At 38.4% G+C, this 23,479-nt stretch carries 18 protein-coding genes; 10 read left to right on the forward strand and 8 right to left on the reverse strand.

The genetic code is table 11. From position 1 onward, the window contains the following. Nucleotides 1–119: 119 nt before the first annotated feature. Complete coding sequence (gene metK / locus HGD76_RS16405; protein ID WP_015080190.1) at nt 120–1,361, forward strand: methionine adenosyltransferase; 1,242 nt, start codon at nt 120–122, stop codon at nt 1,359–1,361. 91 nt (nt 1,362–1,452) lie between these two features. On the opposite strand, the gene HGD76_RS16410 is transcribed toward metK, so the two are convergent. Continuing rightward, nucleotides 1,453–1,911, reverse strand: a complete 459-nt coding sequence (locus HGD76_RS16410) for a pentapeptide repeat-containing protein (RefSeq protein WP_168696415.1) — start codon at nt 1,909–1,911, stop codon at nt 1,453–1,455. A 225-nt stretch (nt 1,912–2,136) separates the two neighbouring features. Here HGD76_RS16410 and HGD76_RS16415 point away from each other — a divergent pair, with 225 nt between their 5' ends. Beyond that, nucleotides 2,137–3,147, forward strand: coding sequence for an adenosine deaminase (locus tag HGD76_RS16415; RefSeq protein WP_168696416.1), 1,011 nt, complete (start codon nt 2,137–2,139; stop codon nt 3,145–3,147). A 151-nt stretch (nt 3,148–3,298) separates the two neighbouring features. On the opposite strand, the gene HGD76_RS16420 is transcribed toward HGD76_RS16415, so the two are convergent. Next, complete coding sequence (locus HGD76_RS16420; RefSeq protein WP_015080187.1) at nt 3,299–3,634, reverse strand: rhodanese-like domain-containing protein; 336 nt, start codon at nt 3,632–3,634, stop codon at nt 3,299–3,301. Between the two features lie 178 nt (nt 3,635–3,812). Here HGD76_RS16420 and mutL point away from each other — a divergent pair, with 178 nt between their 5' ends. Further along, a complete protein-coding gene (gene mutL / locus HGD76_RS16425; protein WP_168696417.1) occupies nt 3,813–5,480 on the forward strand; it encodes a DNA mismatch repair endonuclease MutL in 1,668 nt (555 codons plus the stop codon). Nucleotides 5,481–5,516: 36 nt separating this feature from the next. Here mutL and HGD76_RS16430 read toward each other — a convergent pair whose 3' ends face one another. Both HGD76_RS16430 and HGD76_RS16435 read right to left on the reverse strand, forming a co-directional pair. Further along, complete coding sequence (locus HGD76_RS16430) at nt 5,517–7,796, reverse strand: ATP-dependent helicase (protein ID WP_168696418.1); 2,280 nt, start codon at nt 7,794–7,796, stop codon at nt 5,517–5,519. Nucleotides 7,797–7,802: 6 nt separating this feature from the next. Next, a complete protein-coding gene (locus HGD76_RS16435; protein ID WP_168696419.1) occupies nt 7,803–7,964 on the reverse strand; it encodes a hypothetical protein in 162 nt (53 codons plus the stop codon). Nucleotide 7,965: 1 nt separating this feature from the next. Between HGD76_RS16435 and HGD76_RS16440 the strand changes: the two genes are divergently transcribed. From HGD76_RS16440 to HGD76_RS16450, 3 genes are all read left to right on the forward strand, one after another. After that, entirely contained in the window at nt 7,966–8,709 is a 744-nt protein-coding gene (locus HGD76_RS16440; protein ID WP_168696420.1) for a Uma2 family endonuclease, read from the forward strand. 226 nt (nt 8,710–8,935) lie between these two features. Beyond that, nucleotides 8,936–10,711, forward strand: coding sequence for a WD40 repeat domain-containing protein (locus HGD76_RS16445; protein WP_168651453.1), 1,776 nt, complete (start codon nt 8,936–8,938; stop codon nt 10,709–10,711). Nucleotides 10,712–10,842: 131 nt separating this feature from the next. After that, nucleotides 10,843–12,294: a hypothetical protein gene (locus HGD76_RS16450; RefSeq protein WP_168696421.1), complete on the forward strand. Its 1,452-nt coding sequence runs from the start codon at nt 10,843–10,845 to the stop codon at nt 12,292–12,294. A 619-nt stretch (nt 12,295–12,913) separates the two neighbouring features. On the opposite strand, the gene HGD76_RS16455 is transcribed toward HGD76_RS16450, so the two are convergent. Beyond that, nucleotides 12,914–13,999 (reverse strand): RuBisCO accumulation factor 1, encoded by a 1,086-nt coding sequence (locus HGD76_RS16455; RefSeq protein ID WP_168696422.1) that lies wholly within the window; start codon nt 13,997–13,999, stop codon nt 12,914–12,916. Nucleotides 14,000–14,201: 202 nt separating this feature from the next. Between HGD76_RS16455 and ubiE the strand changes: the two genes are divergently transcribed. The 3 genes from ubiE to HGD76_RS16470 all read left to right on the forward strand — a co-directional run bounded on the left by ubiE (nt 14,202) and on the right by HGD76_RS16470 (nt 17,152). Further along, nucleotides 14,202–14,891: a bifunctional demethylmenaquinone methyltransferase/2-methoxy-6-polyprenyl-1,4-benzoquinol methylase UbiE gene (gene ubiE, locus HGD76_RS16460; RefSeq protein ID WP_168696423.1), complete on the forward strand. Its 690-nt coding sequence runs from the start codon at nt 14,202–14,204 to the stop codon at nt 14,889–14,891. Between the two features lie 54 nt (nt 14,892–14,945). Next, entirely contained in the window at nt 14,946–16,184 is a 1,239-nt protein-coding gene (locus tag HGD76_RS16465; RefSeq protein WP_148766737.1) for a DUF445 domain-containing protein, read from the forward strand. Between the two features lie 425 nt (nt 16,185–16,609). Further along, nucleotides 16,610–17,152, forward strand: a complete 543-nt coding sequence (locus HGD76_RS16470) for a DUF3172 domain-containing protein (RefSeq protein WP_148760163.1) — start codon at nt 16,610–16,612, stop codon at nt 17,150–17,152. A gap of 124 nt (nt 17,153–17,276) precedes the next feature. Here the strand turns inward: HGD76_RS16470 and HGD76_RS16475 are convergent, their stop codons facing one another. The 3 genes from HGD76_RS16475 to HGD76_RS16485 all read right to left on the reverse strand — a co-directional run bounded on the left by HGD76_RS16475 (nt 17,277) and on the right by HGD76_RS16485 (nt 21,015). Further along, nucleotides 17,277–18,005 (reverse strand): Bax inhibitor-1/YccA family protein, encoded by a 729-nt coding sequence (locus HGD76_RS16475; RefSeq protein WP_168696424.1) that lies wholly within the window; start codon nt 18,003–18,005, stop codon nt 17,277–17,279. A gap of 102 nt (nt 18,006–18,107) precedes the next feature. Further along, nucleotides 18,108–18,782 (reverse strand): AMIN domain-containing protein, encoded by a 675-nt coding sequence (locus HGD76_RS16480; RefSeq protein ID WP_233466898.1) that lies wholly within the window; start codon nt 18,780–18,782, stop codon nt 18,108–18,110. Nucleotides 18,783–18,822: 40 nt separating this feature from the next. After that, nucleotides 18,823–21,015 carry a cation:proton antiporter gene (locus tag HGD76_RS16485; protein WP_168696426.1) on the reverse strand — a complete coding sequence of 731 codons (2,193 nt, stop codon included), beginning with the start codon at nt 21,013–21,015 and terminating at the stop codon, nt 18,823–18,825. 526 nt (nt 21,016–21,541) lie between these two features. Between HGD76_RS16485 and HGD76_RS16490 the strand changes: the two genes are divergently transcribed. Next, nucleotides 21,542–23,236 carry an ABC-F family ATP-binding cassette domain-containing protein gene (locus HGD76_RS16490; protein WP_168696427.1) on the forward strand — a complete coding sequence of 565 codons (1,695 nt, stop codon included), beginning with the start codon at nt 21,542–21,544 and terminating at the stop codon, nt 23,234–23,236. The last annotated feature ends 243 nt before the right edge of the window (nt 23,237–23,479 follow it).

The raw sequence follows: 23,479 nt of genomic DNA on the forward strand, positions 1-23,479 counted from the left end.
GCCTTTAGACACTGGGATAAAAGATACTTATTGCAAAAACTGTAATTATTGTTATGATTTCAGAAATTAGTAACTAATGTATTTCATTAGTGAAAAGAATCTATCAGGAGGAAATTCCTTTGTCTCGACGCTATTTATTTACTTCCGAGTCAGTTACAGAAGGTCATCCAGATAAAATTTGTGATCAAATCTCGGATACCATCATTGACGCGCTATTAGCAGAAGACCCTAATAGCCGTGTAGCAGCAGAAGTTGTAGTTAATACTGGTTTGGTGCTAATTACTGGAGAAATTACCACTAAAGCTCATGTCAATTATGTCCATCTTGCCCGTAAAAAAATTGCGGAAATTGGCTATACTGACGCTGGTAACGGCTTTTCTGCGGATAGCGCTAGTGTTCTAATTGCCTTGGATGAACAGTCAGCGGATATTGCTCAAGGTGTAAATACTGCTAAAGAAGCCAGAACCGAGGATAGTGAAGAACTATTCGATAAAATCGGCGCTGGTGATCAAGGGATCATGTTTGGTTTTGCTTGTAACGAAACCCCAGAACTGATGCCTTTACCCATCAGTTTAGCACACCGCATTGCCCGAAGATTGGCAGGAGTTCGCAAAGCTGGTATTCTCCCTTACCTGCGTCCTGATGGTAAAACCCAAGTTACCATTGTTTATGAAGATGGCAAACCTGTAGGCATTGACACCATCTTAATTTCTACCCAACATACAGCTACCATTGGGGATATTACCGATGATGCTGGGGTACAGGCTAAGATTAAGGCTGACCTGTGGACAGAAGTAGTAGAACCTATATTTGGTGATATTGCTATCAAACCAAGTGAGGAAACCAAGTTTTTAGTTAACCCCACTGGTAAGTTTGTCATTGGTGGACCCCAAGGAGATTCCGGTTTAACAGGACGGAAAATCATTGTTGATACCTACGGTGGTTATTCTCGACATGGTGGTGGTGCATTCTCCGGTAAAGACCCCACGAAAGTAGATCGTTCTGCGGCTTATGCGGCTCGTTATGCAGCAAAAAATATTGTTGCGGCTGGGTTAGCAGAAAAATGTGAAGTGCAGCTAAGTTACGCCATTGGTGTAGCGCGTCCTGTCAGTATCTTTGTTGATACTTTCGGTACAGGTAAAGTGGATGATGAAATTCTGTTGAACTTAGTCAAAGAAAACTTTGAACTCCGTCCAGCGGGAATTATCCATGTGTTCAATTTACGTAACTTACCAAGTGAAAGAGGCGGACGTTTTTATCAGGACGTTGCAGCTTATGGTCATTTAGGAAGAACTGATTTGGATTTACCTTGGGAACACACTGATAAAGTGGATGTATTAAAGAAAGCGGCGTTTGCTTAATCAGTTAGTTTGATAACAAGATTTACTTTGAGGTTATAGACAATTTAATTATCTATAGCCTCTTTTTTTGGAGTTTCCTAAGTTAATTTACTTAATCCCAATCAGGGAACATAGCTCCATCTTCGCCACCAATACCGATTCCTGTGTTATATATGCCAGCATCGGTAATGTTAAGATTGTCCATTGATGCTTGATAGACGTTGGAATCATTGACTGTGGCGCGGGTAAGATTTGCGCCGTTTAAATTGGCTTTTTTCAAATTGACGTTGGTAACAAAGGCTGATGTTAAGTTAGCACCTGCTAAGTTTGCTCCGGTCAAGTCAGCACCTTCTAAGTTAGCATTTGTAAGGTTAGCACCCTGAAGATTTGCGCCTCGCAAGTCTGCACCAATTAGATGAGTGCCACTGAGGTTGAGTCCTGATAGATTACACTGGATACATTCTCTAGTTGACAAAAGTTTCTGTAAATCTTTTTGGCTTCCAGCTTGAACTGAATTAGCTAGAAACAGGGGAGTTATCAAGGCCATGGCGGCTAATAGTTGAAGTCTCATAAAATTTCCCCCTCTCACAATGTAGTTATGTCTGTTCTTGTCCTCACGACTTCATTGTCTCACTAATTGGCGAAAAAATGTTGATTTAAACTACAAGCTTGATATTTCTTTTTATAACTCAGCAATTGGGAATAGACAAGTGGTAAACTTTGTCAATTCGTAAGTCCTAGTTTTTTATAGTGGTTTTTGTTAAGATTGATGAAATTTTTCTGGTGAAATACCACTATGGCTTTATATGCAGAATTACATCGGCATTTAGGTGGTTCCGTTGTCCCTCGTGTCCTATGGCGATATTTCCAGCGTCATAATACTGAGTTGATTTCTCGCTTTGGTGAATATGCAGAGTTTGAAGATTTTTATACTCGTCCTCGTAATACTTTGGATGAATATCTAGAATTGCATACTCTCGTAGAAAGTGTGCAAACGGTGGCAACTTTACCTTACTTTATTTACCGCTTATTACGCGGTGCATATATTTTTGAGAATTTGGCTTATTTGGAATTACGCTATACTCCCTATTTACGAACTCCTGAACATTTGAGTCAAGAGGAAAGAATTGATAAGATGGCGGAGATTGTAGATGTTGTGGGTAAATCTAGTCATGTACCCGAATATCCCATTGTTACTAGTCAAATTCTTTGTATGCACTCCCGTTTATCTTTTGAGGTAAATAAGGCAATTATTGATTTGGCGGCGCAAAATAGAGAATATGTCTGTGCGGTAGATATGGCTGGTGGCGATCGCTATTATGCCCAAAGAATGGCAGAATGGATCAGTTTATATAATTACGCCCATTCACTGGGTATTAACACCACGGGGCATCTTTATGAAACTAAAGATGGTTGTTATCCCGAATTGTTACCCTATTTAATGCGAATTGGTCACGGTATCCAAATTCCGCTTTTATATCCTGAATTGCTGCCAGAAATTGCCAGAAGAGGACAATGTTTAGAAGTTTGTCCGACAACTTACTTGAAAACAGGAACTTTACAGGATATTCGGCAACTCAAGTTAGTTTTTGACCGCTGTTTTGCAGCGGGAGTTGATATCGCTATTTGTACGGATAATGCGGGATTACATAATATGCGTCTCCCGTTTGAATATGAAAATCTTTTGACTTACGACATTATTAATTTTCAACAGTTAAAAGCTTGTCAAGATGCAGCTTTCCGCCATGCTTTTGCTTGGCCTCACAGTCAACGTCCAGCATCTTTGTTAACTGGGTTGTTGAAGTAGGTCATTTCCAGGTATCTTGAAAAATATCTTGTTTCACTCTGCGCTCTAAAGTGTCTCTGGGGTTTAAATATGATTTATCTAACCACAGAGGCACAGAGAACACAGAGGAAAGAGTTCAGGGAGTTATATTTCTGTGGCTCTGAAGCCTCCTTTAACCCTCTACGCCTTCTGTAGCACCACCAATGGATTTCCAGGCTGATAAGCCACCGCCCAGTTCAGCTACTGTGGTAAAACCGAGGAATTGTAAGGTTCTCACAGCTTGGGCTGATTGGCTGTCATTTTCGCCATAAACATAGATTTGGCGTTCTCTGTAGAGGGATATTTGGGCGCGAGATTCTAAGTCATTGAGGGGGATAGAAATCGCTCCTGTGATGCGGCTATGATTGTATGTTGAGCGATCGCGCACATCAATAATTGTAAAAGCAGGTTGACCCCATTGAAGACTTGTCTTTAAGTCATTAACATCAGCAACTAAATCAATACTCATAAGTTTTTTCTGCGGCTAATATCATCAGAAATCTACCAAATATCTCTTCTTAATGCGGATTTCTTTAGAATGACAGCAGATTCTAAAAATTAATCTTTTGTAATCATAATATTGTAAGCTAATGTTCTCTAGATGCAAAAAATACTTAATTTTTAATTTTTAATTGTTAATTCCTCCTATGGTATCTACTATTCAAGCTTTACCAACAGAAGTTGTATATTTAATTACGGCAGGAGAAGTAATTGATTCTTTGGTAGCTGTTGTCAGGGAGTTGGTGGAAAATTCTCTTGATGCTGGCGCAACGCGCATTGTTGTTTCTTTATGGCCGCAACTGTGGCGAGTTCGGGTGGCTGATAATGGTCATGGGATGAATTTGGATGATTTGCAACAAGCCGCAACTGCACATAGTACCAGTAAGATTCATTCTAGTGCAGACTTATGGAAGATTAACAGTTTGGGGTTTCGGGGTGAGGCTTTACATAGTTTAACAACTCTGGCAAATTTAGAAGTTTTAAGTCGTCCTTTAGGGGGAAGTGAAGGCTGGCGAATTAATTACAATAATGAAGGAGAAGTAACAGAAGTAGACTTTGCGGCGATCGCTCCTGGTACTGTCGTAACAGTTAATAATTTATTTGCTAACTGTGAAAACCGTCGTCAAGGTTTACCTCCAACAAATCAGCAATTAAAAGCTGTACAAGGGATAATTCAACAAATAGCTTTATGTCATCCTCATGTTAATTATCAAGTTTGGCAAAATGATAAAGAATGGTTTACGATTTGTCCCGCATTAACTGTGGGAAAACTGATTCCCCAGATTCTCACCCAAGTCCGACAAGATGATTTACATGAGGTGAATTTAGAAATCCCCAATCGGGAAAATTGGTCTTTGCATTTAGTGATAGGATTACCCGATAGATGTCATCGTCATCGTCCTGATTGGGTGAAAGTGGCAATTAATGGCAGAATAATTAAATCGCCGGAATTAGAACAGACAATATTTTCAGCTTTTCATAAAACATTACCACGCGATCGCTATCCTGTTTGTTTTTTACATTTAACTATTTCCCCTGAACAAATTAACTGGAATCGTAACCCTGCGAAAACAGAAATTTATCTGAATGAACTACCTTTTTGGCAAGAACAAATTACTGAAGCCATTAATAAATCATTGCGGATTTCGGAAACTAATATAAAAGAATCTGTTCACACAACCAGAGTTAGTAATTTATTAAAAGTAGCAGAATCTAAAGGTGAATATAATTTCAATTCTCAAAGTTCTCAAAATTTCCAAAGTAATGAAAATCAAAATTATTTAAAAGCTATTGCTCAAGTCAGTAATACTTATATTGTGGCTGAACATTCTGGAGGAATGTGGCTAGTAGAACAACATATAGCCCATGAACGAGTATTATATGAACAATTATGTGATAATTGGCAATTAGTCCCTGTGGAAACTCCAATTATTATTTATCAATTATCACCAGCGCAGGTTTCCCAATTACAACGGATTGGTTTAGATATTGAACCTTTTGGTGATAAACTTTGGGCAGTGCGAAACATCCCTAATATGTTAAAACAACGAGAAGATGCTGCTGATGCCATTTTAGAGTTAAGTTGGGGAGGAGATTTACAAACTGCTCAAGTTGCTGTTGCTTGTCGGAGTGCAATTCGCAATGGTACAAAAATGAGTTTACCAGAAATGCAGACCTTATTAGATAATTGGCAACAAACCCGCAACCCGCGTACCTGTCCTCATGGTAGACCAATTTATTTATCTTTGCAAGAATCGGCATTAGCGCGGTTTTTTCGCCGGAATTGGGTAATTGGGAAAAGTCATGGGATTTGAAGCTTATCAGAGTATTATTTTAGTCCCGTCCCAATTTCAGCGCGGAAATTGCCGTTTTAAAGCTGCAAAAACTGGACAAGGGGCTGATGTTTGTAAATTCTCCGGTTTACTCCAGGTAAAGGGGGCTTTTTGAGCCGCAGACATCCATAAAAGTTTTTTGGCTCTAGTCATGGCAACATAAAGTAAGCGATATTCTTCGGCGATTTTCAGGTATTTTGATTCTTCCCAAGCTTGAGGAATATCAGGTATAGGTTTTTTGTGAAGTCCCGCACGAATTTGGGCGCGGACGACTTCTGATAAAGTAAAATCACCTAAAAATTGTCCTTGGGGGGGAATCCAAAATCTGCCAGGAATTAAATTTTCATGAAGAAAAGGCAAAAATACATAATCCCAGTCTAGCCCTTTGGCTTTGTGCATGGTAATAATTGTTAATTGCCCGGCTTTAGTATATTGTGCTTCCACATTTTCTGGTTCTACAGATTCAAATCTTTCGGAACTGACAATTTCACTTAAAGCTAATATCATTGCCCCCATAGAACTATTCCCAAAAATTTGCAAATTTACCCGTTCTGCAAGTTTATCAGCAGTAGCCAATTCTGCTTGATCATATTTTAAAGTTAAGGCAAAAAAGGAAATTATTTGATAAAATGGTAGTTCTAAATAAGCCCTAAGTAAACTTCGACAAAGATGAGCTGCTTTTTGGACTATTTCTATTTGGGGTGCGCTTAAAAGACTTGGATATAAAAATTCTTCGGGTAGACTAGCTAGAGTGTTAATATCTTGAGTCGGAATTAATTGCCGTTCGACGAGAACATCTAAAGTAGCTTTGAGATAATCGGGAGAATGGGGACGATCACAAAACTGTAATAATGATAAGATCTCTTGAGGAACATGAGAACGGCGTTCTTTTTCTCCCACATCATAAAGTTTAATTTTATGTTCTTTGCATATTGGTTCTAAAGCCGCAGCTAACCATCTTCCTTGACGATTTTCTCGCACTAATATCGCTGCACAAGCTTGGGGATTTTCTGTAAATAGTTCAATTGCTCTTTGGGAAAGTAATTCAACTGTATGATGAATATCTCTAGGAGTATAAAGTTCCAAACCTTGTCCCACAGGTTCAGGATTGCCATTTTCTTGATTAACTGGTTGAATTTTCTGAATTCTAAATGGTGGTTGTCTATGATTAGTTTTGACAAAATCCTGATTATTTACCCATTCTAAAGCAAAGTTAGCCGCATCAATAATTATTTGTGTACTACGACCAGCTTGATCCATTTCTGCCAGTCTATCTTGAGTTTGACAATCTTCACAAAATTCCCGAAAATAAATAGGGTCAGCAGGTGTAAAAGTGGAATTAATCGCTTGATTAGGATCACCAACTCTAATTAAATTTAAGGCTGATTTATCTAAGTTATCTCCAAATTCTTGACTAGCGAGTATTTCTAATAAATCTGTTTGTAGGGGACTAGAATCTTGAGCTTCATCTTCAAAAACAGCAAAAACTTTATTTTGTTCAATCCGGCAGGTACTAGGATTTTTTAAAACTTTTAAAGCCCCTAAAATCATATCATCGTAATCAATGAAATCTTGCAACTGCATGATTTTTTGATATTGTGCATATAATCCGGCTGCGACTTTCAAAATTCCATATTTATCTGAAGTTTGTTCACTCCACTTGAATAAATCTGCGGGTGATATTCCTGAACTTTTCGCTTCATGAATCACCGTATAAGCTAAATCTGGTAATACTTCCGTTCTTAACACTGACTGACGACGGAGTTTTTCGGTTTCTTCTCCATCAAATTGCTTTCCTGCAAGTAAACGTAGATAAATTTCTGGATCATTAGCAATCCATTGTTCTACGGCTGTCCGAATGAATTTATGACTTTGATTCGGTGTAATTAAGGTCGCATTTTCTAACTGTAACCCGGATAAATGAGGATGACGACTAGCGATAATTAAGGCTAAACCATGCAAAGTATAAACGGCAAATCCTGTTTGTGGTAAAGATAATTTTTTTAAATTTTCCCGAATTTTAAATTTAATATTTGCAGTTGCAGAACGGGTAAAGGTGACAACAATTAACTGTTTATAATCCTTATTGCCAGTATTTAAATAATACTCATATTGACGAGCAATAGCGATCGCTGCTGCTGCCGCCATTCCCGTTGATTTGCCCGCCCCTGGCACAGCAGACACCGCCAATGGACCTGATTGCCAATCCGCCATTTGTGTCTGTCCTGGGCGCAGTTGGGCGCGAATGGTGGCGATATTTTCTGTTAATTTAGTCAGTGGTGATTGGTCATTAGTCATTAGTTTTTATACAAGCTGTGTAATTTGATTTAAGTTAATATCCTCAATGAGAGGAATATCTACAGGGGTAGGTTTATTACATCGTACGATGCCTGCGGAGCGCTGGGCGATCGCTTTACTCCCTAATTTTGCTAAACTAGAATAAACCTCACACCAGCAGGAGGACATAATGACTTTTACAACTGATATCCAGGAAGATCAAGACTTACGCCCTTATCCAGAAACCTCTCTTCCAGATCATACCCAACTACCAGAGTCGGACGGCACGTTTGTGAAAAATTGGCAAGAACATCCTCAAAGTATTCTCCTGACAGACTCTATTCAGCCTGTGTTGCAAAAACTTTATCCTGATAGTCAATATTTTATTGGACAGGATTTAGGTATTTATTGGCGTATTACTGAACCACCTGAGAAAGGTGCAGAAGCACCAGACTGGTTCTATGTTCCCAATGTACCACCTACCTTAAATGGTAAAACCCGACGCTCCTATGTCCTTTGGCAAGAATTTATTGCTCCATCAATTGTTTTAGAATTTGTTTCGGGGAATGGTGCAGAAGAACGAGATAAAACTCATTGGAAAGGTAAATTTTGGATTTATGAGCAGGTAATTCGTACTCCTTTTTACGGCATTTATGAAGTGAATAAAGCCAGTATAGAAGTTTATGAATTAATTGGTGGAAAATATCAGTTATTAGCAGCAAATGAACGAGGACATTATTCAATTACACCTATGGGTGTGGAGTTAGGTTTATGGCATGGAGAATATCAGAATGCGGAATTACCTTGGTTGCGGTGGTGGGATTTGCAAGGCAATTTGTTATTAACTGGTGAAGAAAGAGCCGAACAAGAAACACAAAGGGCAAATCGTTTGGCTGCACAATTACGGGCTTTGGGAATTGAACCAGAAGCGTAATATTATTTGGATTTTGGGTTAAAAATACTATTACACGTATCTTTGGATTTGGTGGGTGTGAGAAATCTGGGTTAATATGTCTTTGTTAAAGCAGCAAGATTTAACTGGCTGCTTTGGTATTTATAATTGTTGAATATTTTTCAATCCTTGACAAGTTATACTATATTTTAAAGCTTATTTATTCAAAATTACTGAGCAATACCTAACTGATAAAAAACAATTACTAATGTCAAACGAAATCCCTAATAGCAACTTCCTCACCGGAATAAAACTTCAACATACACTCTCCTGTCACAAAGAAATAAACATAATTGCATGGTCACCCGATGGCAAAATTATAGCTGCTGGCTATAACGACAAAATTATCAGACTTTGGGATGCACAGAAGGGAAAAGTAAGTCAAACACTTAAAGGACACTCAGCCGAAGTATATGGTTTAGCTTGGTCACCAAATGGACGGATGTTGGCTTCAGCTTCAGCAGATCAAACTATTAGGCTATGGGATTTAAAGACTAGTAAATTGCATCGTCTTCTTAAAGGACATTCTGGTCAAGTCTGGAGTTTAGCATGGTCACCGGATGGACAGGTACTCGCTTCGGCTGGAGATGATGAAATAGTTAGACTTTGGGATGTTTGGACTGGGAGACCTCTGCAAAAACTTAAAGATCCAAGGCTTCAGGTTAACTGTGTAGCTTGGTCAAATAATGGACAAATACTTGCTTTAGGGGGAGGTGATGGCATTCTTTGGATATGGGACGAACGAAACCAAGAACTCCGCAGAATGCAAAAAGAACACCCTGATGTCATTTACAGTACAGCATGGTCACCAAATGGACAGATACTAGCTTCGTCTGGTGATTCACCAACTCAACCCGGTGACTTCACAATCAAAATCTGGAATTGGGAAACAGGAGAACAAATCAAAGTTCTTAAAGGTCATACAAAAGCAATATACTCTGTTTCTTTCTCAGCAGATGGTCGTCTTTTTGCATCTCTGTCTGGAGATGGTAGCATTCGGGTTTGGCATTCTGACACATGGGATCTAGTAGCAGTTATTAAAGAAGATGGAAGTGCAATTTCTGGTCTAGCATTTCATCCGCAAAAGTCTGTACTAGCTTCAGTTTGTGAACAAAATATGGCTATTCGTGTCTGGGATATAGAAGTTGATTTTCTTTTAGGTAAAATCCAAAATCAAAATGATAATAGTGCAAAAGAACTTGGCATTACTGACAAAATAGAATTATCTTATGAATCTCAGATAACCTCAGATTTACATCATGATATACAAGAGAAAAAAGACTTTATTTCTGATGTTAATTACCCCAACATTTTGAATAAAGATGATAAAATCTTAATCTTTACTTCAGATTTATCTCATCCTCAAGAAGTATTATCATCTCTAACGATAGAAAAAGCTTGTACTAATGAAAGTATAAACCCAATCAATGAAAATGAGACTATTCAGGATAATCACTCAGCTAAATTACTAGAAAATTTACTGCAAATTCCACCAGGAAGAGAACATTGGCGGCAATATGAAGATATTTGTATTAAAATCCTCAATTATGCATTTATTCCTCCCTTGCTTTTGCCAAAAATTCAATTCAAATCAGAAGATGGACTTGATAGGTTAGATGCTATCTATCCTATATCAAGTGGTGATCCAATTTGGGGTAGAATACAAATTCAATTTAAGACTAGGTATGTTGTAACAGAATTTAAAAATTATGTAAATCCTCCTGATCAAAAAGCTGTAGAGTCACTATCTCAATATTTATATATTCCTGGGTTACGTTCATTTGGTATTCTATGTAGTCGAAAAAAAGCAAGTGATTCAGCCTTAAAAGCAAGACGTAGAGCTTGGCTTGATGCTAATAAGTTAATAGTTATGCTGTGCGATCAGGATATGCAAGAAATATTAAGTCTTAAAGCTAATGATCAGAATCCAGCACAAGTAATTGACAGTCAAATTGATGATTTTTTCATGCATCTATGTCCATAAATTAAGTACAAGCTGACTAACATTAAAAAATCGCTTTACTATCCATAGTATTTAGGATTGCCCTAGGATAATTTAACGCAAAAATATCAAAGGACGTATAATAACTTTATTATTTTTTGAAATACGTCAAAATGCTTCCTCAAGATAAAAATTTAATTCTCAAAGAAAAAGTCAAACTGTACAACAACATTGCCAAGATAAACGATTGTGAAGGTCGTCTATTAGCAGAACTTGAAATATACCCCACACCGCGCATTACTTGGGAGTTTGAGATGCTTGGTAATGTTCAGTGCAATGTTCCACGTTCCGCAGTTTTCCAGTCAGATCCCTTAAATCCTTTAAAGGGATATTATTTTTCCATAGACAAGCCATTTTATAGCGGCGATTATTCTACAGTTATTGGTGTAAGAGCGATTAGAGGTGCTACTGCTCAGGCACTTTATGGTGATATTGAAAATACAGGACATATATTTACATTTTATTTACCTAATACTCGCTTTCAACTTACAAGTAATGGACAAAAGGGGTTAACTACACAGGTAACAGAAACAGCAACTGGTAAACAAGTAGAATTGAAAACAGGAGGAAAATGTATAGACTTACCTATAGATGATACTTGGAATATCAGCTTGGAAATACGAAATGAAGCCCTTGAATGGCTCAAGCCAGAAAATCGCAATATAGGTACACTGATAACTACAGTTGGTCAGCTTTATCAACCAAAATATAAAGCTACAGAGCCTGAGACTTTCTCTGAGCTTCAAACCATTACACTCAAAGATACTTTAGATCGCCTCAAAAACCTCAATTGGGTTCTGTCTTATGCAAATGGGGGATATTTAGGATCTCTTTATGTTCAGGGTGAACAATATACTCAAGATATATTCCATCATGTTATTACGTCTTGTGCCGTCGCTCAGGCATCTCAGACTACTCCTTTAGAGCAATTAGGTTATTCATGGATCACATCAAACAGTGACCTGACGGGTTATTTAAAGTGTTTTTCTACTTTTGAACGCATGATCCAAAACACATTTTGGAATGATACCTTTGACTTTGTGTTAAATCAGTATTTCCAAGCAACACGACCAATGACATGGGAAATAAGAGCTAGTGCTGCTGGTGCTGCTCTTGAGCGGTTAAGTTATACCATTCTTGTAGAGGAAGAAACTGATGCGACTAAACAAGCTAAGTGCAAATTACTCTTTGCTATCAGGAAAAATAAAGAGGTTGAAACAGAATATAAAGAATATTGTAAGTCCTCTAAATATCAAAAAGAAGACGAGAAATATTTAAGCATGACTGGAATTAGATTGAGTCTTTTACTTGAACGAATAGGACTAATTAATGATATCAATCCTGACAAAATACAATCTTTTCTTGATGTCCGAAATGATGCTGTTCATCCCAGAGTAGGCACTATGACAGATGAACAGCGTTGGCCTTTAATTAAACAAGCTATTCAATGGATAGATGAAGTTTTATTATGGCGGCTTGGTTATAGTGGAGAATATCTTGATCGCACACAGGGAATATCTATAAATTCACGTTATGACCTGAGTTTACGTGATCCAAATTGGTAATTTAGATCATGTAAACTCAAAACGGCTTAATTATTCGACTCTATAGGTAGGGGTTTAGCAATGCTTAGTGGTGTCAACTTAGGCTACAAATAGCTTATTTGTTTAGCTTCCAAACCCGCCCGGAACTTAAGTTCCGGTCTAATAGCCAAAGTAAACTAAAGTTTACTAAAGAATTTAAAAATTTTTATGGTTATTTAGTCATCTTTAGATGACTTTTGCTATCAGACTGGGAATTCATTCCCAGTTGGGTTGTCGGGTTTTCGTTAAGTTGACACCTATGAAGCTCTTGCTTTACCCCTACAAATCTAGGTTTTTGATAATCTCGCAAAAGTCCATATTCCAACCGTGTTTAGTATATCTTGACTTTAAGGAAGTTGGGGTGAAATTGCAAAGATTTGAAAATGCGATCGCTAATTTCCCCATCTCACAAATAGTAACCACCCCACGAAAAAACTGAAAATCACATCCTGTAAATCCTGATTCTGACAAATTAGATCATTAAACAATAACATCAGTAACAATTAACAACACGCCAGGGAATAAATTCCCTGTCTCATAGCTCAAGTCCGTTAAAACGGACTAAGAAACTTTGCAATTATTTAGTCATCTTGAGATGACTTTACTCGTCAATCTGCCAAGCATCTTTGGTATATTCTTCATCCAATACTTTCTTAGGACGAACCAAAACAATCATTTTTCCTAACAGGGGAATTGCTGGTGCGGTTTCAAACCATTGAAAGTCAATACTATCGCCGTTCTCAAACACAAAGTAGTTGGAAATATCCCATTCTCTTTGAGCGCGATCTATAACGATCATAATCGGTTCAACTTTATTTTGATGGGGGTTGGGGAAAATATCGCTATTACCAATGACAACTACAGGATCTTCGGCATTTAGTAGCACTTTCCAACCTGGTAAAGATACCCAAGCTTGTTCTCCGGCAAATTTAACAATCCGAAATGGTTGAATTTCGGTAATAAATGGTACAGCTTTTAATTCCTGTGATGTTAATGGTAACTCGCCTACAACCGGTAAAATCCGGGGTAAATCTTCATCAATTTCTAGCCGATAAAATGGTAAAATCGGCGGTGCTACTTTAGCCGTAACGCTAAAATCCATTAACAGTTGTTCTAGTTGTTTTCTAGCTGTTTCGGAGTGAGCAAAGCGTAATCCCTTGGCAATTAAGCGCGATCGCTCGGATAAGTCAGATTTTTGTTTAGCATATTTCCAGGATTGATAGGCGATCGCATCTCCTGGATGTTTACTGAAACCTTCTGGTAAACTAGGAAACCAAGAATAATCTTTCACTGCTTTGGCTATATCCCTGACTACATCGGCATCAAGTTTGTATTGATATGTCAAATCTGCAGTCGTGGCTCGGTCTTCTTGGGTTAATCCACGCAATTCATATAAGACATCACTACTCTTGGTGCTATAATATGCCAATGTTGCCGATGATGAGCCAGATTTTTCCATAGAATTGTAAACCTGAGAACCAACAATCACCTGATTTTGTTGAATTGGTTCAAATCCAGTGGCTTCAAAGATGTCTTGGGGATTGTAACCGTTTTTTTGCAGGTAAGCGATCGCTTGTCCCCATTCCACCCAAGTCCCCTGTTTTTGTCTCAGCTTGACTAATAGTTCTGTGGCTGTCTGTGCTATATCCTCTGCAGGATTTTGAAGATTGGGCTGTGTTTCGGTCATAATTAAAAAGTGCGTCTTTAAAGTTAATACTGTCTGATGAGTGTGAAGAAATATAAAGTTGGGAAACTATATTCTTCTATTATGTGTGTTTTAATTATGAAAATAGTCAGAAAAAATAAGTGAGATATATAAACCAAGTTCGCTGTCAACGCCTAACCCCTGAAAGTGACAAAAAACTTAATGTTCCCTACTCCCTCAACAAATGAGTAACGAAGTCCGCGCTATATTTAATCGTATTGCTCCTGTTTATGACCAACTTAACGATCAATTAAGCTGGGGACAACACCGCCTTTGGAAAGAAATGACAGTCAAATGGAGCGCAGCTAAACCTGGTGATACTGGCTTAGATTTGTGCTGCGGTAGTGGTGATTTAAGTTTTCGGTTAGCACGTCATGTAGGGGTAACAGGCCAAGTTTACGGAGTTGATTTTTCTGCCAACTTACTGAATACTGCTCAAGAGCGCTGCAAAAATTACTATCCCCTACCTCCTATTAATTGGGTAGAAGCAGATGTATTAAATTTACCTTTTGATGATAATTATTTTGATGCAGCCACTATGGGTTATGGATTAAGAAATGTTAAAGATATTCCTAGTAGTCTCCAAGAAATATACCGTGTTCTCAAACCAGGAGCTAAAGCCGCGATTTTAGACTTTCATCGTCCCCACAATCAACAGTTCCGCGCAGTTCAACAATGGTATTTAGATAATCTTGTAGTTCCCATGGCCACTAATCTCGGCTTAAAAGACGAATATGCTTATATTAGCCCCAGTTTAGACCGCTTTCCTACTGGGAAAGAGCAAATAGAATTAGCGCATCAAGTTGGTTTTGTGGATGTCACACACTATCCCATTGCTAACGGTATGATGGGAGTATTAGTAGTAATTAGATGATTGGTAATTACCCATTATCTATTACCCACTACCCATTACCTAATCCAAAAGCCTGTGGATTTGTCTCGAATTTTATTGTATATCTCACCCCCAATCCTGGGTGGATTAATTGGCTATTATACCAACGACATAGCCATAAAAATGTTATTCCGTCCCTATAAAGCAGTTTATGTTTTTGGGAAAAAAGTCCCGTTTACGCCAGGTTTAATTCCTAGTAATCAGGAACGGTTAGGACAAAATATTGCTAATGCGATTATGAAATCGCTACTGACTCCAGAGGAAATGCAAAATCTGGCGCGGAGACTCCTGCAACCTGAACGACTACAAGGCGGAATTTTCTGGTTATTACGTCTGGTAGTTGATCAAGTTAAAGGTGATAAAAACCCTCGTAGCACTAAGATTTTGGCGGGAGTTTTACGTGATTTATTGGGTGAATCTTTACCACGTCTTTTGAAGGTTTTAGCGCGACAAGAAACATTTTTAGAAACGCAAATTAACCAAATATTTGATAAGGTATTATTAGAGTTTCAACTTAGTGAAGAACAATCTGTCCGGTTAGCTGATTGGTTATTAGAGATAGTTTTACCTCCCGATAGATTACGACAAGTTATTATTGATTTTTTAACAGATCGGACAATTCAAACCATTGATGAGAGTTTTCGCGAGAAAACCAGTGGTACTTATTGGGTAGTGGCAAATCTGTTTGGGTTGAAGAATACTTTGACTCGGTTACGGACATTTTGTTTAGATGAAAAGGAAGCAACTAATAAAAGATTGCAAGAATTAATTAAAGATTTAAAAATGCGCGATCGCATTAAGGAATTATTACAAAATTTATCTTTGCAAAATCTTCCTGTTGGTACAGTCCGTCAACTGCGAAAAACGATTAGAGATAGTGTGCGTGAATATCTCCAAAATAGTGGTAGGGACTTGCTCAAAGAATTAACAGAATCGGCTGATTGGGAAAGAATTTCTATTGTGTTGTTAAATCGGTTAAGTAGTTCAGCCGTTGTTAACAATTCTTTAGAAGTTGTGGCACGGGATTTAGCATTAATTTTAGAAAAGTATCTAGAAAAAGATTTAGAAATTATTGTTGCTCAAGCAATTCCTATTTTATCTATAGATCAAGTAATTGTGGAACGAGTAAAAGCCACCTCACCTGCTGAACTGGAAGATGCTATTGAGGGAATTGTCAGAAATGAATTACAAGCAATTGTCACTTTAGGTGGTGTTTTAGGTTTTGTTGTCGGTTTGTTGCAAGTAGGATTTTTATTTTTGAGTCAATCTATGTGATTGGTAATTGGTAATATAGGAATCCGGTTTGATTGTTGTTCATTATACTGAGACTCAATCGTTGATTCGATGGGGTTTACGGTTTACAGCTTGTTCAAAAATCAAATAGTAGCCCTATAGTTAAAAAATTTAACTTTTGTAAGAGTTAAAAAAATATCAGCAAATCCCGAATTTCTTGCTGGTCAATACGTCAGGGGAAACGCATCTAATTTTTTTTAACAAAATGTAACTTATATGAATAGAGAATAGGGGTAGTATTACAAGGGCAATATCAAGTTAATATGTGAATATAAAGAAAATTTCATGGTAAATTCGTTTCGATAAGAATCAATAAAATGGGTTGAAGTGGTATTCTCTCTTAAATGGCATACTGAATAAGGGAGAAATTAAAAAACCACTCTTGGGATGAAGGTAATAAAGCGAAAATGAGACGTAAATCTGCTAATAATAGACCAACTAATCCGTCTAAACCCTCTATGTTCCAATCCCCGGTGTTTAACTTCGCCACCATTGCCCTTTTAGGAGGAGTGATGATTTTGGGAATTGGGATTGGGATTGCGTTTAGTTCGACAACTACATTGAGTTCATCAAATGTGGCTTCCCGTGAGTTCATTGACACTAGAGCGCCAAATCCTGAGATTTGTGTGCAGTTTGGATCTAGCGCCATGGTGATGGATGCTAGACTCTTTGTCACTCTTAATCCCTTTAATGTCTTTGTTGCCCAGCCAAATATCCGCCCTGGATGTGTAATTCGTCAAAATAACTGGGCAATTTTGGAAAATAAAAAACTTGTAACATCAGATCAGGTACGAGAATGTAAAAATCGTCTTAATACCTTTGGCTTTACAGGGGACTTAAATAGTGAAAAGCCAGATATTAGATGTATTTATCAAAATGAATCGGCTCAAAATTTCTTTTTATCTCAACCGGGGGCTGTGGGAAGTCCTCAAGATACGGAAAGATTTTAAATATAGGAGTCAGGAGTCACCGAGTCAGGAGTCAGAAGTCAGGAGAAAGAAGAAGAAAGTTAAAAATTTTTCTTTTCCTTTTCCCCTTTCCCGACAAAGTTGAGTTTTCTCTGCCTAAATATACTTAATCACGACCATTGATAGCAATGAGCAAGCGTAAGATAAAAACGAATAAGTTAATGTAGGTGAGATACATTGACAAAGCTGCTGGTAAATATTCATCATTGCGGTAGGTACGAGGCAAGATGTAGAAATCAACTACTGATGCTCCTGCGAAGAGAAATACACCTATACCAGAGATACCAATTTCTAACCAACTGGGTGTATAAACGCCAAACAAGGCAAAGACAAATTGGAGCAGACAAACCACCAATAAGGCAACAATGCCTAAACTAATGGTTTTTGTCAAAGCCATACCGTCTGCTTCCGAAAGGTTAGAACCGATTTTTCGGGCAACAATGAAGGTAATGCCACAACTTAAAGCAGCAATAGCAATACCTTGAATACCTACCCCTTGGGTTCTCAAAGCTACAAATACCAAGCCACTTAGGGTATATCCAGATAATAGACTGTAAATACCCAATAGGGGTAAGGCTAGGGCTTTGTTACCTTTTGATGCGACATTTTGGGCAACGAAGAACAAAATTAATTCGAGAATTACCGCCCCAATGAAGGTAGGAAAAAAGAGTCCGGGATTAGTGCGGATAACACCTAAACCACCATAAGTTCCGAATGCTGTTAGCACCAATCCAGCACCGACATAGGGGAGGGCGTTAGCGATAACATTGGGACCAACGATTCCATGAGTTTTAGCCTCACGGAAAGCTTCACGAAAGTTGCTGGAATTACTCATATCTAAAAACTGCCAAAAAAGATGGAAACTGAAGAAAATAACTTGCTAATTTCTATTGTTACAAATTTTTGGGTGGAGAAACCAGTCGGTAAATCTGTTAACCTAAAATTTTTGGCTGGGTAAAGGTTGACCAAATTCGATAATGGGAATTTCTTTAGGGTGATTGGGGGAACTGTTTTTGTTTTCTTCAGGTGTGGGAAACATGGCAGCAGGTAGGGGTGAATTGTTGATTGGTGACGGGTTTTGAGAATTTAGGGGTGGGACGGTGATTAAGGGTTGTTGGGAGTTGCTTGTGAGGTTTGTGGATGGTGGTAGGGTGGTAGTGGGTTTTGTTAACAGACTGTTAGCGGGAGAAAAGGTAAGATGAGGATTGAATACCCAGCGCGTGGGTTTTTGTCGAGAAAGAGGTTGAAGTTGTACTTGGTTGGGTTGGAATTTGATTCCTGGTGCTAGATCAAGAACTATGCGGGTAATATTGGCGTTAAGTTGAGAAATACGAATTTTCTGAATTGCCCCGGCATATTCTTTTTGGGTGAGGACTTTACCCAATTTGGTATTAGGTAAATCGAGAACCAGACGTGGTGGTTCGGCTAGGTAGAAATATTGGGGTGTTGCAGTTGCGGAGATATTAATTTCTAACTGCTGGGATTTGGGGTTAAATTCCCAATTATTAAGTTGTGCGATTGGTTGGGCAATACTGATATTGGGGGTAAGGGTGATTAAACCACATAAACTTACCCCGATAGATGGAAGAATTTTATTAGTTATTGTTTTCATAATTTGGTGGTGCTTCAATATAGTACCTGGTTGGCAAAAATTAAGAATTACGAATTATTTCTTGGGTATTAACTGCTGGTAAAAGGGCGGTAAGGTGTGAGGTAACTTGACTGTAACGACGGGTAATGAGTAATGAAGAACGACATTGGATGGCGAGTTGATCTGTGTATCTTCCCAGAGTTTGACGTTCTATTCCCCACAGACGGCTAGTACCAGCAATAGTCAGATCAACATTTTCTGAGGCAGTAATTACCGCTTGGATTGGTTCTGGGGATGTAACAGTTTTAATTTCAATGCGATCGCGGACACTTTTGGGTAACTGCTCAATCATGGTGTTGAGTTCATAACTTAATTCGTCTTGGACATGATTGCCTTTAAAGACTTGTAAAACTTGTAACATACAAGTATCACGATTAATCAGCATTCTGAGGGCGATAATTAATGCTAAATCGTCATGAATGTTGGCAGAGTAGGGAACTAATAAACTTTCTAACCGTTCGCCACCTTTATCTACAAATACGGCGACATCTACTGGTGTAGTCCCCAGGATTTGTCCGACTCTTCCTCCTAACCGATTGTTACTAAAAGCTGGACGATGCCAACCGACGAGAACTAAATCGGGTTGTTCAATTTTGGCTATTTGTGCTGTTTCTCTAGCAACATTGCTAGATATGCGAACTATGGGATGGATACAGGAACGTGTTAGTGGTGGTTCTAGGGTATTGATTAATTCTTCTAATTTTTGGCGACGCTCGGCAATCAGTCTGTCGGCTTCGGTGGGGGTACTTTCAAAGCCATAGTCTTCTTCGAGTTCAATAAAACTGAGGGGATAAACAATAGCAGGTTGTCGGTTGTTGACTGCGATCGCTGTTGCTAACTGTAACAAACCTTTTTGGGCATTGGGATTGGCAACTGGGACTAAAATCCGATATGGGATGAGGTAAGGTTCGCTGGGGGCTGGTACAGCTTCTGAGGGAATTTCTGCTTCTGGTTCAACTATATCTAATCTGATTAGGCGCTTAGGATAAGTCCATTCCAGTAATGGTGAAGTCATGAATGTTGTCACCAAAGCCATAATTACTAACATGGTGAAAAGTAAGGGGGTAATTACGCCTAACTCTAAACCAATGTTCAAGACAATTAACTCGGTTAAACCGCGAGTATTCATTAACCAACCCAGGGCTGATGCTTCGCGTTTGTCAATGCCACTAATTCGAGCAGCTATATAAGCACCAGTAAATTTACCACCGATTGCTACTAATAAAATCAAAGCAGACAATAGCCATAAATGAGGACTGTTAAGTAAACCAATTTGTGTTTTTAAACCACTGTAGGCAAAGAAGATTGGTAACAGAAAGATGAGAACAAAATCTTCAGTTTTGATGGCTAATTCTCTGACTAATCCCTCATCTTTGGGCATGACTGCGCCTAATAAGAATGCCCCAAAAATTAGGTGAATGCCGATAAATTCAGTAATTAAAGCAGAGGACACAACTCCCATATAAATTACAGCGAGAACCAATTGACTCAAACGTCCAGCCCGACGATGATGTTTGCTTAACCGTTTGAGAAACCACCGTCCAACTGTGAACATGAAGCCAATATAAACAATGCTTTCAACAATGGTGAAAATAGCTTGTTGATCAATACTACCGTGACGAGCGACAGCGATCGCTACTGCTAAAATACACCAAGCTGTCACATCATCCACTGCTGCACAAGTTAAGGCTAATGTCCCTAACCGAGTTCCCTGTAAGTTATTTTCGGTAATAATTCTCGCCAATACAGGAAAGGCGGTAATTGACATGGCTGCCCCTAAAAACAAGGCAAAAGGGGCAAAATTTACATTGTTGCCAGAAACTAAAGGATAAAGGAGGAAAGATAATCCAAAAGCCGAAGCAAAGGGAACAATAATGCTGAGATTAGAAATGAGAATGGCAGTTTTTAAGTTACCACTCAGATATTTAGGATTTAATTCCAACCCAATCAGAAACATAAAAAATATTAGCCCTATTTGCGATAAAACATTCAAATAAGGCATTGTTTCTGGGGGAAATAGGCTATGTGCTAAACCGGGAGCAATTAAACCAAATAATGATGGACCAAGCATGATACCAGCGAAGATCTCACCAATTACCAATGGTTGTTTAATTGCTTTGAATCCCAGTCCCACAAGTCGGGAGAGTCCAATTACAATTAACACCTGAACTAGAACGAGAACAACTGTGTGCATATTTTCCTCATTAACGATTATCTGGGTTCACTATGATAATTATTTACAAGAGTGTAAATTGTCAACCTAATTAGATATATTTTCGGCTATTTTTATTAATTTAAGATGTTAATTATTGTTACTTTACTATCTTGATTTTCTCAAAAAATCAGTATTAATTTATTGTTAAACCGCGAATAAAATTGAGAATTAGCAAGCATAAAACATAGAACAAGAGAATCAAGTGATCAGAACCTTTAATCAATAAATTATTTCCTCAAAAAAGGCAATAATAACCCAGAAATTGTCAAACAATACTATAACTAAAAGTTGGAAAAAGGTCTCAGTTGTCATGTACAACACTTGCTGGTAAACCCCGTTTTTCTTCTTCTCTCTTCTTTCTGCTGACAAAGGGCGCAAAGCCTGCGCCCCTACCTCCTGACTCTAGGAAAGAATTAGCCAAAAAATTGTACATAAGGCGTTAAATTTTGTTAAGATTATATACGGCGTTAGCTTTGCCCCCTGTCCCCTACCTACGAGACGCTTCATGCTGCGATTAGAACATATCAGTAAAATTTATCCTACAGGCGAAGTTCTTAAAGATATCAACTGGGAAGTCAAACCAGGAGATCGGATTGGTTTAGTTGGTGTTAACGGTGCGGGAAAATCCACCCAATTGAAAATCATCTCTGGGGAGATTGAACCCACCGCTGGGGAAATTATTCGCCCTTCCAGCCTACATATAGCTTATCTTAACCAAGAATTTGAGGTTGACCCCACTCGTACAGTCAGAGAAGAATTTTGGACTGTATTTAAAGAAGCTAATGAAGTGCAGAAGGCTTTAGCTCATATTCCCCATGAGATGGAAACTGCTAATCCAGAAGAGTTAGATGAACTAATTCATCAGTTAGATAGGTTACAGCGTCAATTTGAGGCTTTAGACGGATATAACTTAGACTCGCGGATTGGTAAGATTTTACCAGAGATGGGATTTCAACTAGAAGATGGCGATCGCCTAGTTAGTGCCTTCTCCGGTGGTTGGCAAATGCGGATGAGTTTAGGGAAAATTCTCCTGCAAAAACCCGACTTGTTACTACTGGACGAACCGACAAACCACTTAGATTTAGAAACCATTGAGTGGTTAGAAAATTACCTGCGCGGTTTAATTACCCCCATGGTGATAGTTTCCCATGACCGGGAATTTTTAGATCGTCTGTGTAACCAAATCGTGGAAACTGAACGGGGTGTTTCCAGTTCTTACCTGGGTAATTACTCATCCTACCTACAACAAAAAGCGGAAAATCAATACGCACAACTTAACGCTTACGAACGTCAGCAAAAAGAATTAGAAAAACAACAAGCATTTGTAGATAAATTCCGCGCCAGTGCTACCCGCAGTACCCAAGCGAAAAGTAGAGAAAAGCAACTAGATAAAATTGAACGCATCGAAGCTCCCACAGGCGGAGTAAGAACTCTGCATTTCCGTTTTCCTGATGCTAGTCGTAGCGGTAGAGAAGTGGTAGAAATTAAGGATTTAACTCATGTTTATGGGGATAAAATTCTGTTTTTGTCGGCAAATCTGCTAGTGGAAAGAGGAGACAGAATTGCGTTTCTCGGTCCCAATGGTGCGGGTAAATCCACACTATTAAAAATTATGATGGGTGTTGAACCTCCCACAGAAGGGATTGTGAAATTAGGTGATCACAACGTTATTCCGGGTTACTTTGAGCAAAACCAAGCGGAAGCGTTGGATTTAAATAAAACCGTCATGGAAACAATTCATGATGAAGTTCCCAACTGGACAAACGAAGAAGTTCGTACACTGTTAGGAAGATTCTTATTTACTGGTGATACCGTATTTAAGAAAGTTGGGGCATTGAGTGGAGGTGAAAAAGCTCGGTTAGCATTGGCAAAAATGCTTTTACGTCCAGCGAATTTAATCATTTTGGATGAGCCTACCAACCACTTAGATATTCCTGCGAAAGAAATGATGGAAGAGGCTTTGCAAAACTATGATGGTACAGCCCTGGTAGTTTCCCACGACCGTTATTTTATCTCCCAAGTAGCTAACAAAATCGTCGAAATTCGTGATGGTGAATTTCGCGTTTATTTAGGAGATTATCACTACTATCTCGATAAGAAAGCCGAAGAGAAAGAACAAGCAGAATTAGCAGCAGCAGAAGCTGAAAAAGCTGCTAAAAAAGCCGCTAAAGCTGCTAAAGCTGGAGCAAAGCAGAAGTAGAATAATTGGGTATTGGGTATAAGCAATTATCTCCAAAACCCTAAGTCCTTGTATCCCTCTTTTCTGATCATCTATAAAATATAGAAAGGGGGATTTCCTGGGTTAACTAGAGAAATGCTGCTAAAAATCAGAAAAATATCCTGTATTATTCAGTTGCTCCTCTGATGTCCATATTCTTCAGTTTTTTCTGACTGGGTATCAGCTTGTTTTTGTTGATCAAAAGTAAAAATAGTGATTACAGTG

It is taken from the genome of Dolichospermum flos-aquae CCAP 1403/13F (genome assembly GCF_012516395.1).
In the GTDB taxonomy this organism is placed as follows: Bacteria; Cyanobacteriota; Cyanobacteriia; order Cyanobacteriales; family Nostocaceae; genus Dolichospermum; species Dolichospermum lemmermannii.

Bases quoted from the DNA above. Each gene is read 5' to 3' on its own strand.
- HGD76_RS16410 (WP_168696415.1), bottom strand. From the start codon at position 1,911: ATGAGACTTCAACTATTAGCCGCCATGGCCTTGATAACTCCCCTGTTT.
- HGD76_RS16415 (WP_168696416.1), top strand. From the start codon at position 2,137: ATGGCTTTATATGCAGAATTACATCGGCATTTAGGTGGTTCCGTTGTC.
- HGD76_RS16420 (WP_015080187.1), bottom strand. From the start codon at position 3,634: ATGAGTATTGATTTAGTTGCTGATGTTAATGACTTAAAGACAAGTCTT.
- mutL (WP_168696417.1), top strand. From the start codon at position 3,813: ATGGTATCTACTATTCAAGCTTTACCAACAGAAGTTGTATATTTAATT.
- HGD76_RS16430 (WP_168696418.1), bottom strand. From the start codon at position 7,796: ATGACTAATGACCAATCACCACTGACTAAATTAACAGAAAATATCGCC.
- HGD76_RS16435 (WP_168696419.1), bottom strand. From the start codon at position 7,964: ATGTCCTCCTGCTGGTGTGAGGTTTATTCTAGTTTAGCAAAATTAGGG.
- HGD76_RS16440 (WP_168696420.1), top strand. From the start codon at position 7,966: ATGACTTTTACAACTGATATCCAGGAAGATCAAGACTTACGCCCTTAT.
- HGD76_RS16445 (WP_168651453.1), top strand. From the start codon at position 8,936: ATGTCAAACGAAATCCCTAATAGCAACTTCCTCACCGGAATAAAACTT.
- HGD76_RS16450 (WP_168696421.1), top strand. From the start codon at position 10,843: ATGCTTCCTCAAGATAAAAATTTAATTCTCAAAGAAAAAGTCAAACTG.
- HGD76_RS16455 (WP_168696422.1), bottom strand. From the start codon at position 13,999: ATGACCGAAACACAGCCCAATCTTCAAAATCCTGCAGAGGATATAGCA.
- ubiE (WP_168696423.1), top strand. From the start codon at position 14,202: ATGAGTAACGAAGTCCGCGCTATATTTAATCGTATTGCTCCTGTTTAT.
- HGD76_RS16470 (WP_148760163.1), top strand. From the start codon at position 16,610: ATGAGACGTAAATCTGCTAATAATAGACCAACTAATCCGTCTAAACCC.
- HGD76_RS16475 (WP_168696424.1), bottom strand. From the start codon at position 18,005: ATGAGTAATTCCAGCAACTTTCGTGAAGCTTTCCGTGAGGCTAAAACT.
- HGD76_RS16480 (WP_233466898.1), bottom strand. From the start codon at position 18,782: ATGAAAACAATAACTAATAAAATTCTTCCATCTATCGGGGTAAGTTTA.
- HGD76_RS16485 (WP_168696426.1), bottom strand. From the start codon at position 21,015: ATGCACACAGTTGTTCTCGTTCTAGTTCAGGTGTTAATTGTAATTGGA.
- HGD76_RS16490 (WP_168696427.1), top strand. From the start codon at position 21,542: ATGCTGCGATTAGAACATATCAGTAAAATTTATCCTACAGGCGAAGTT.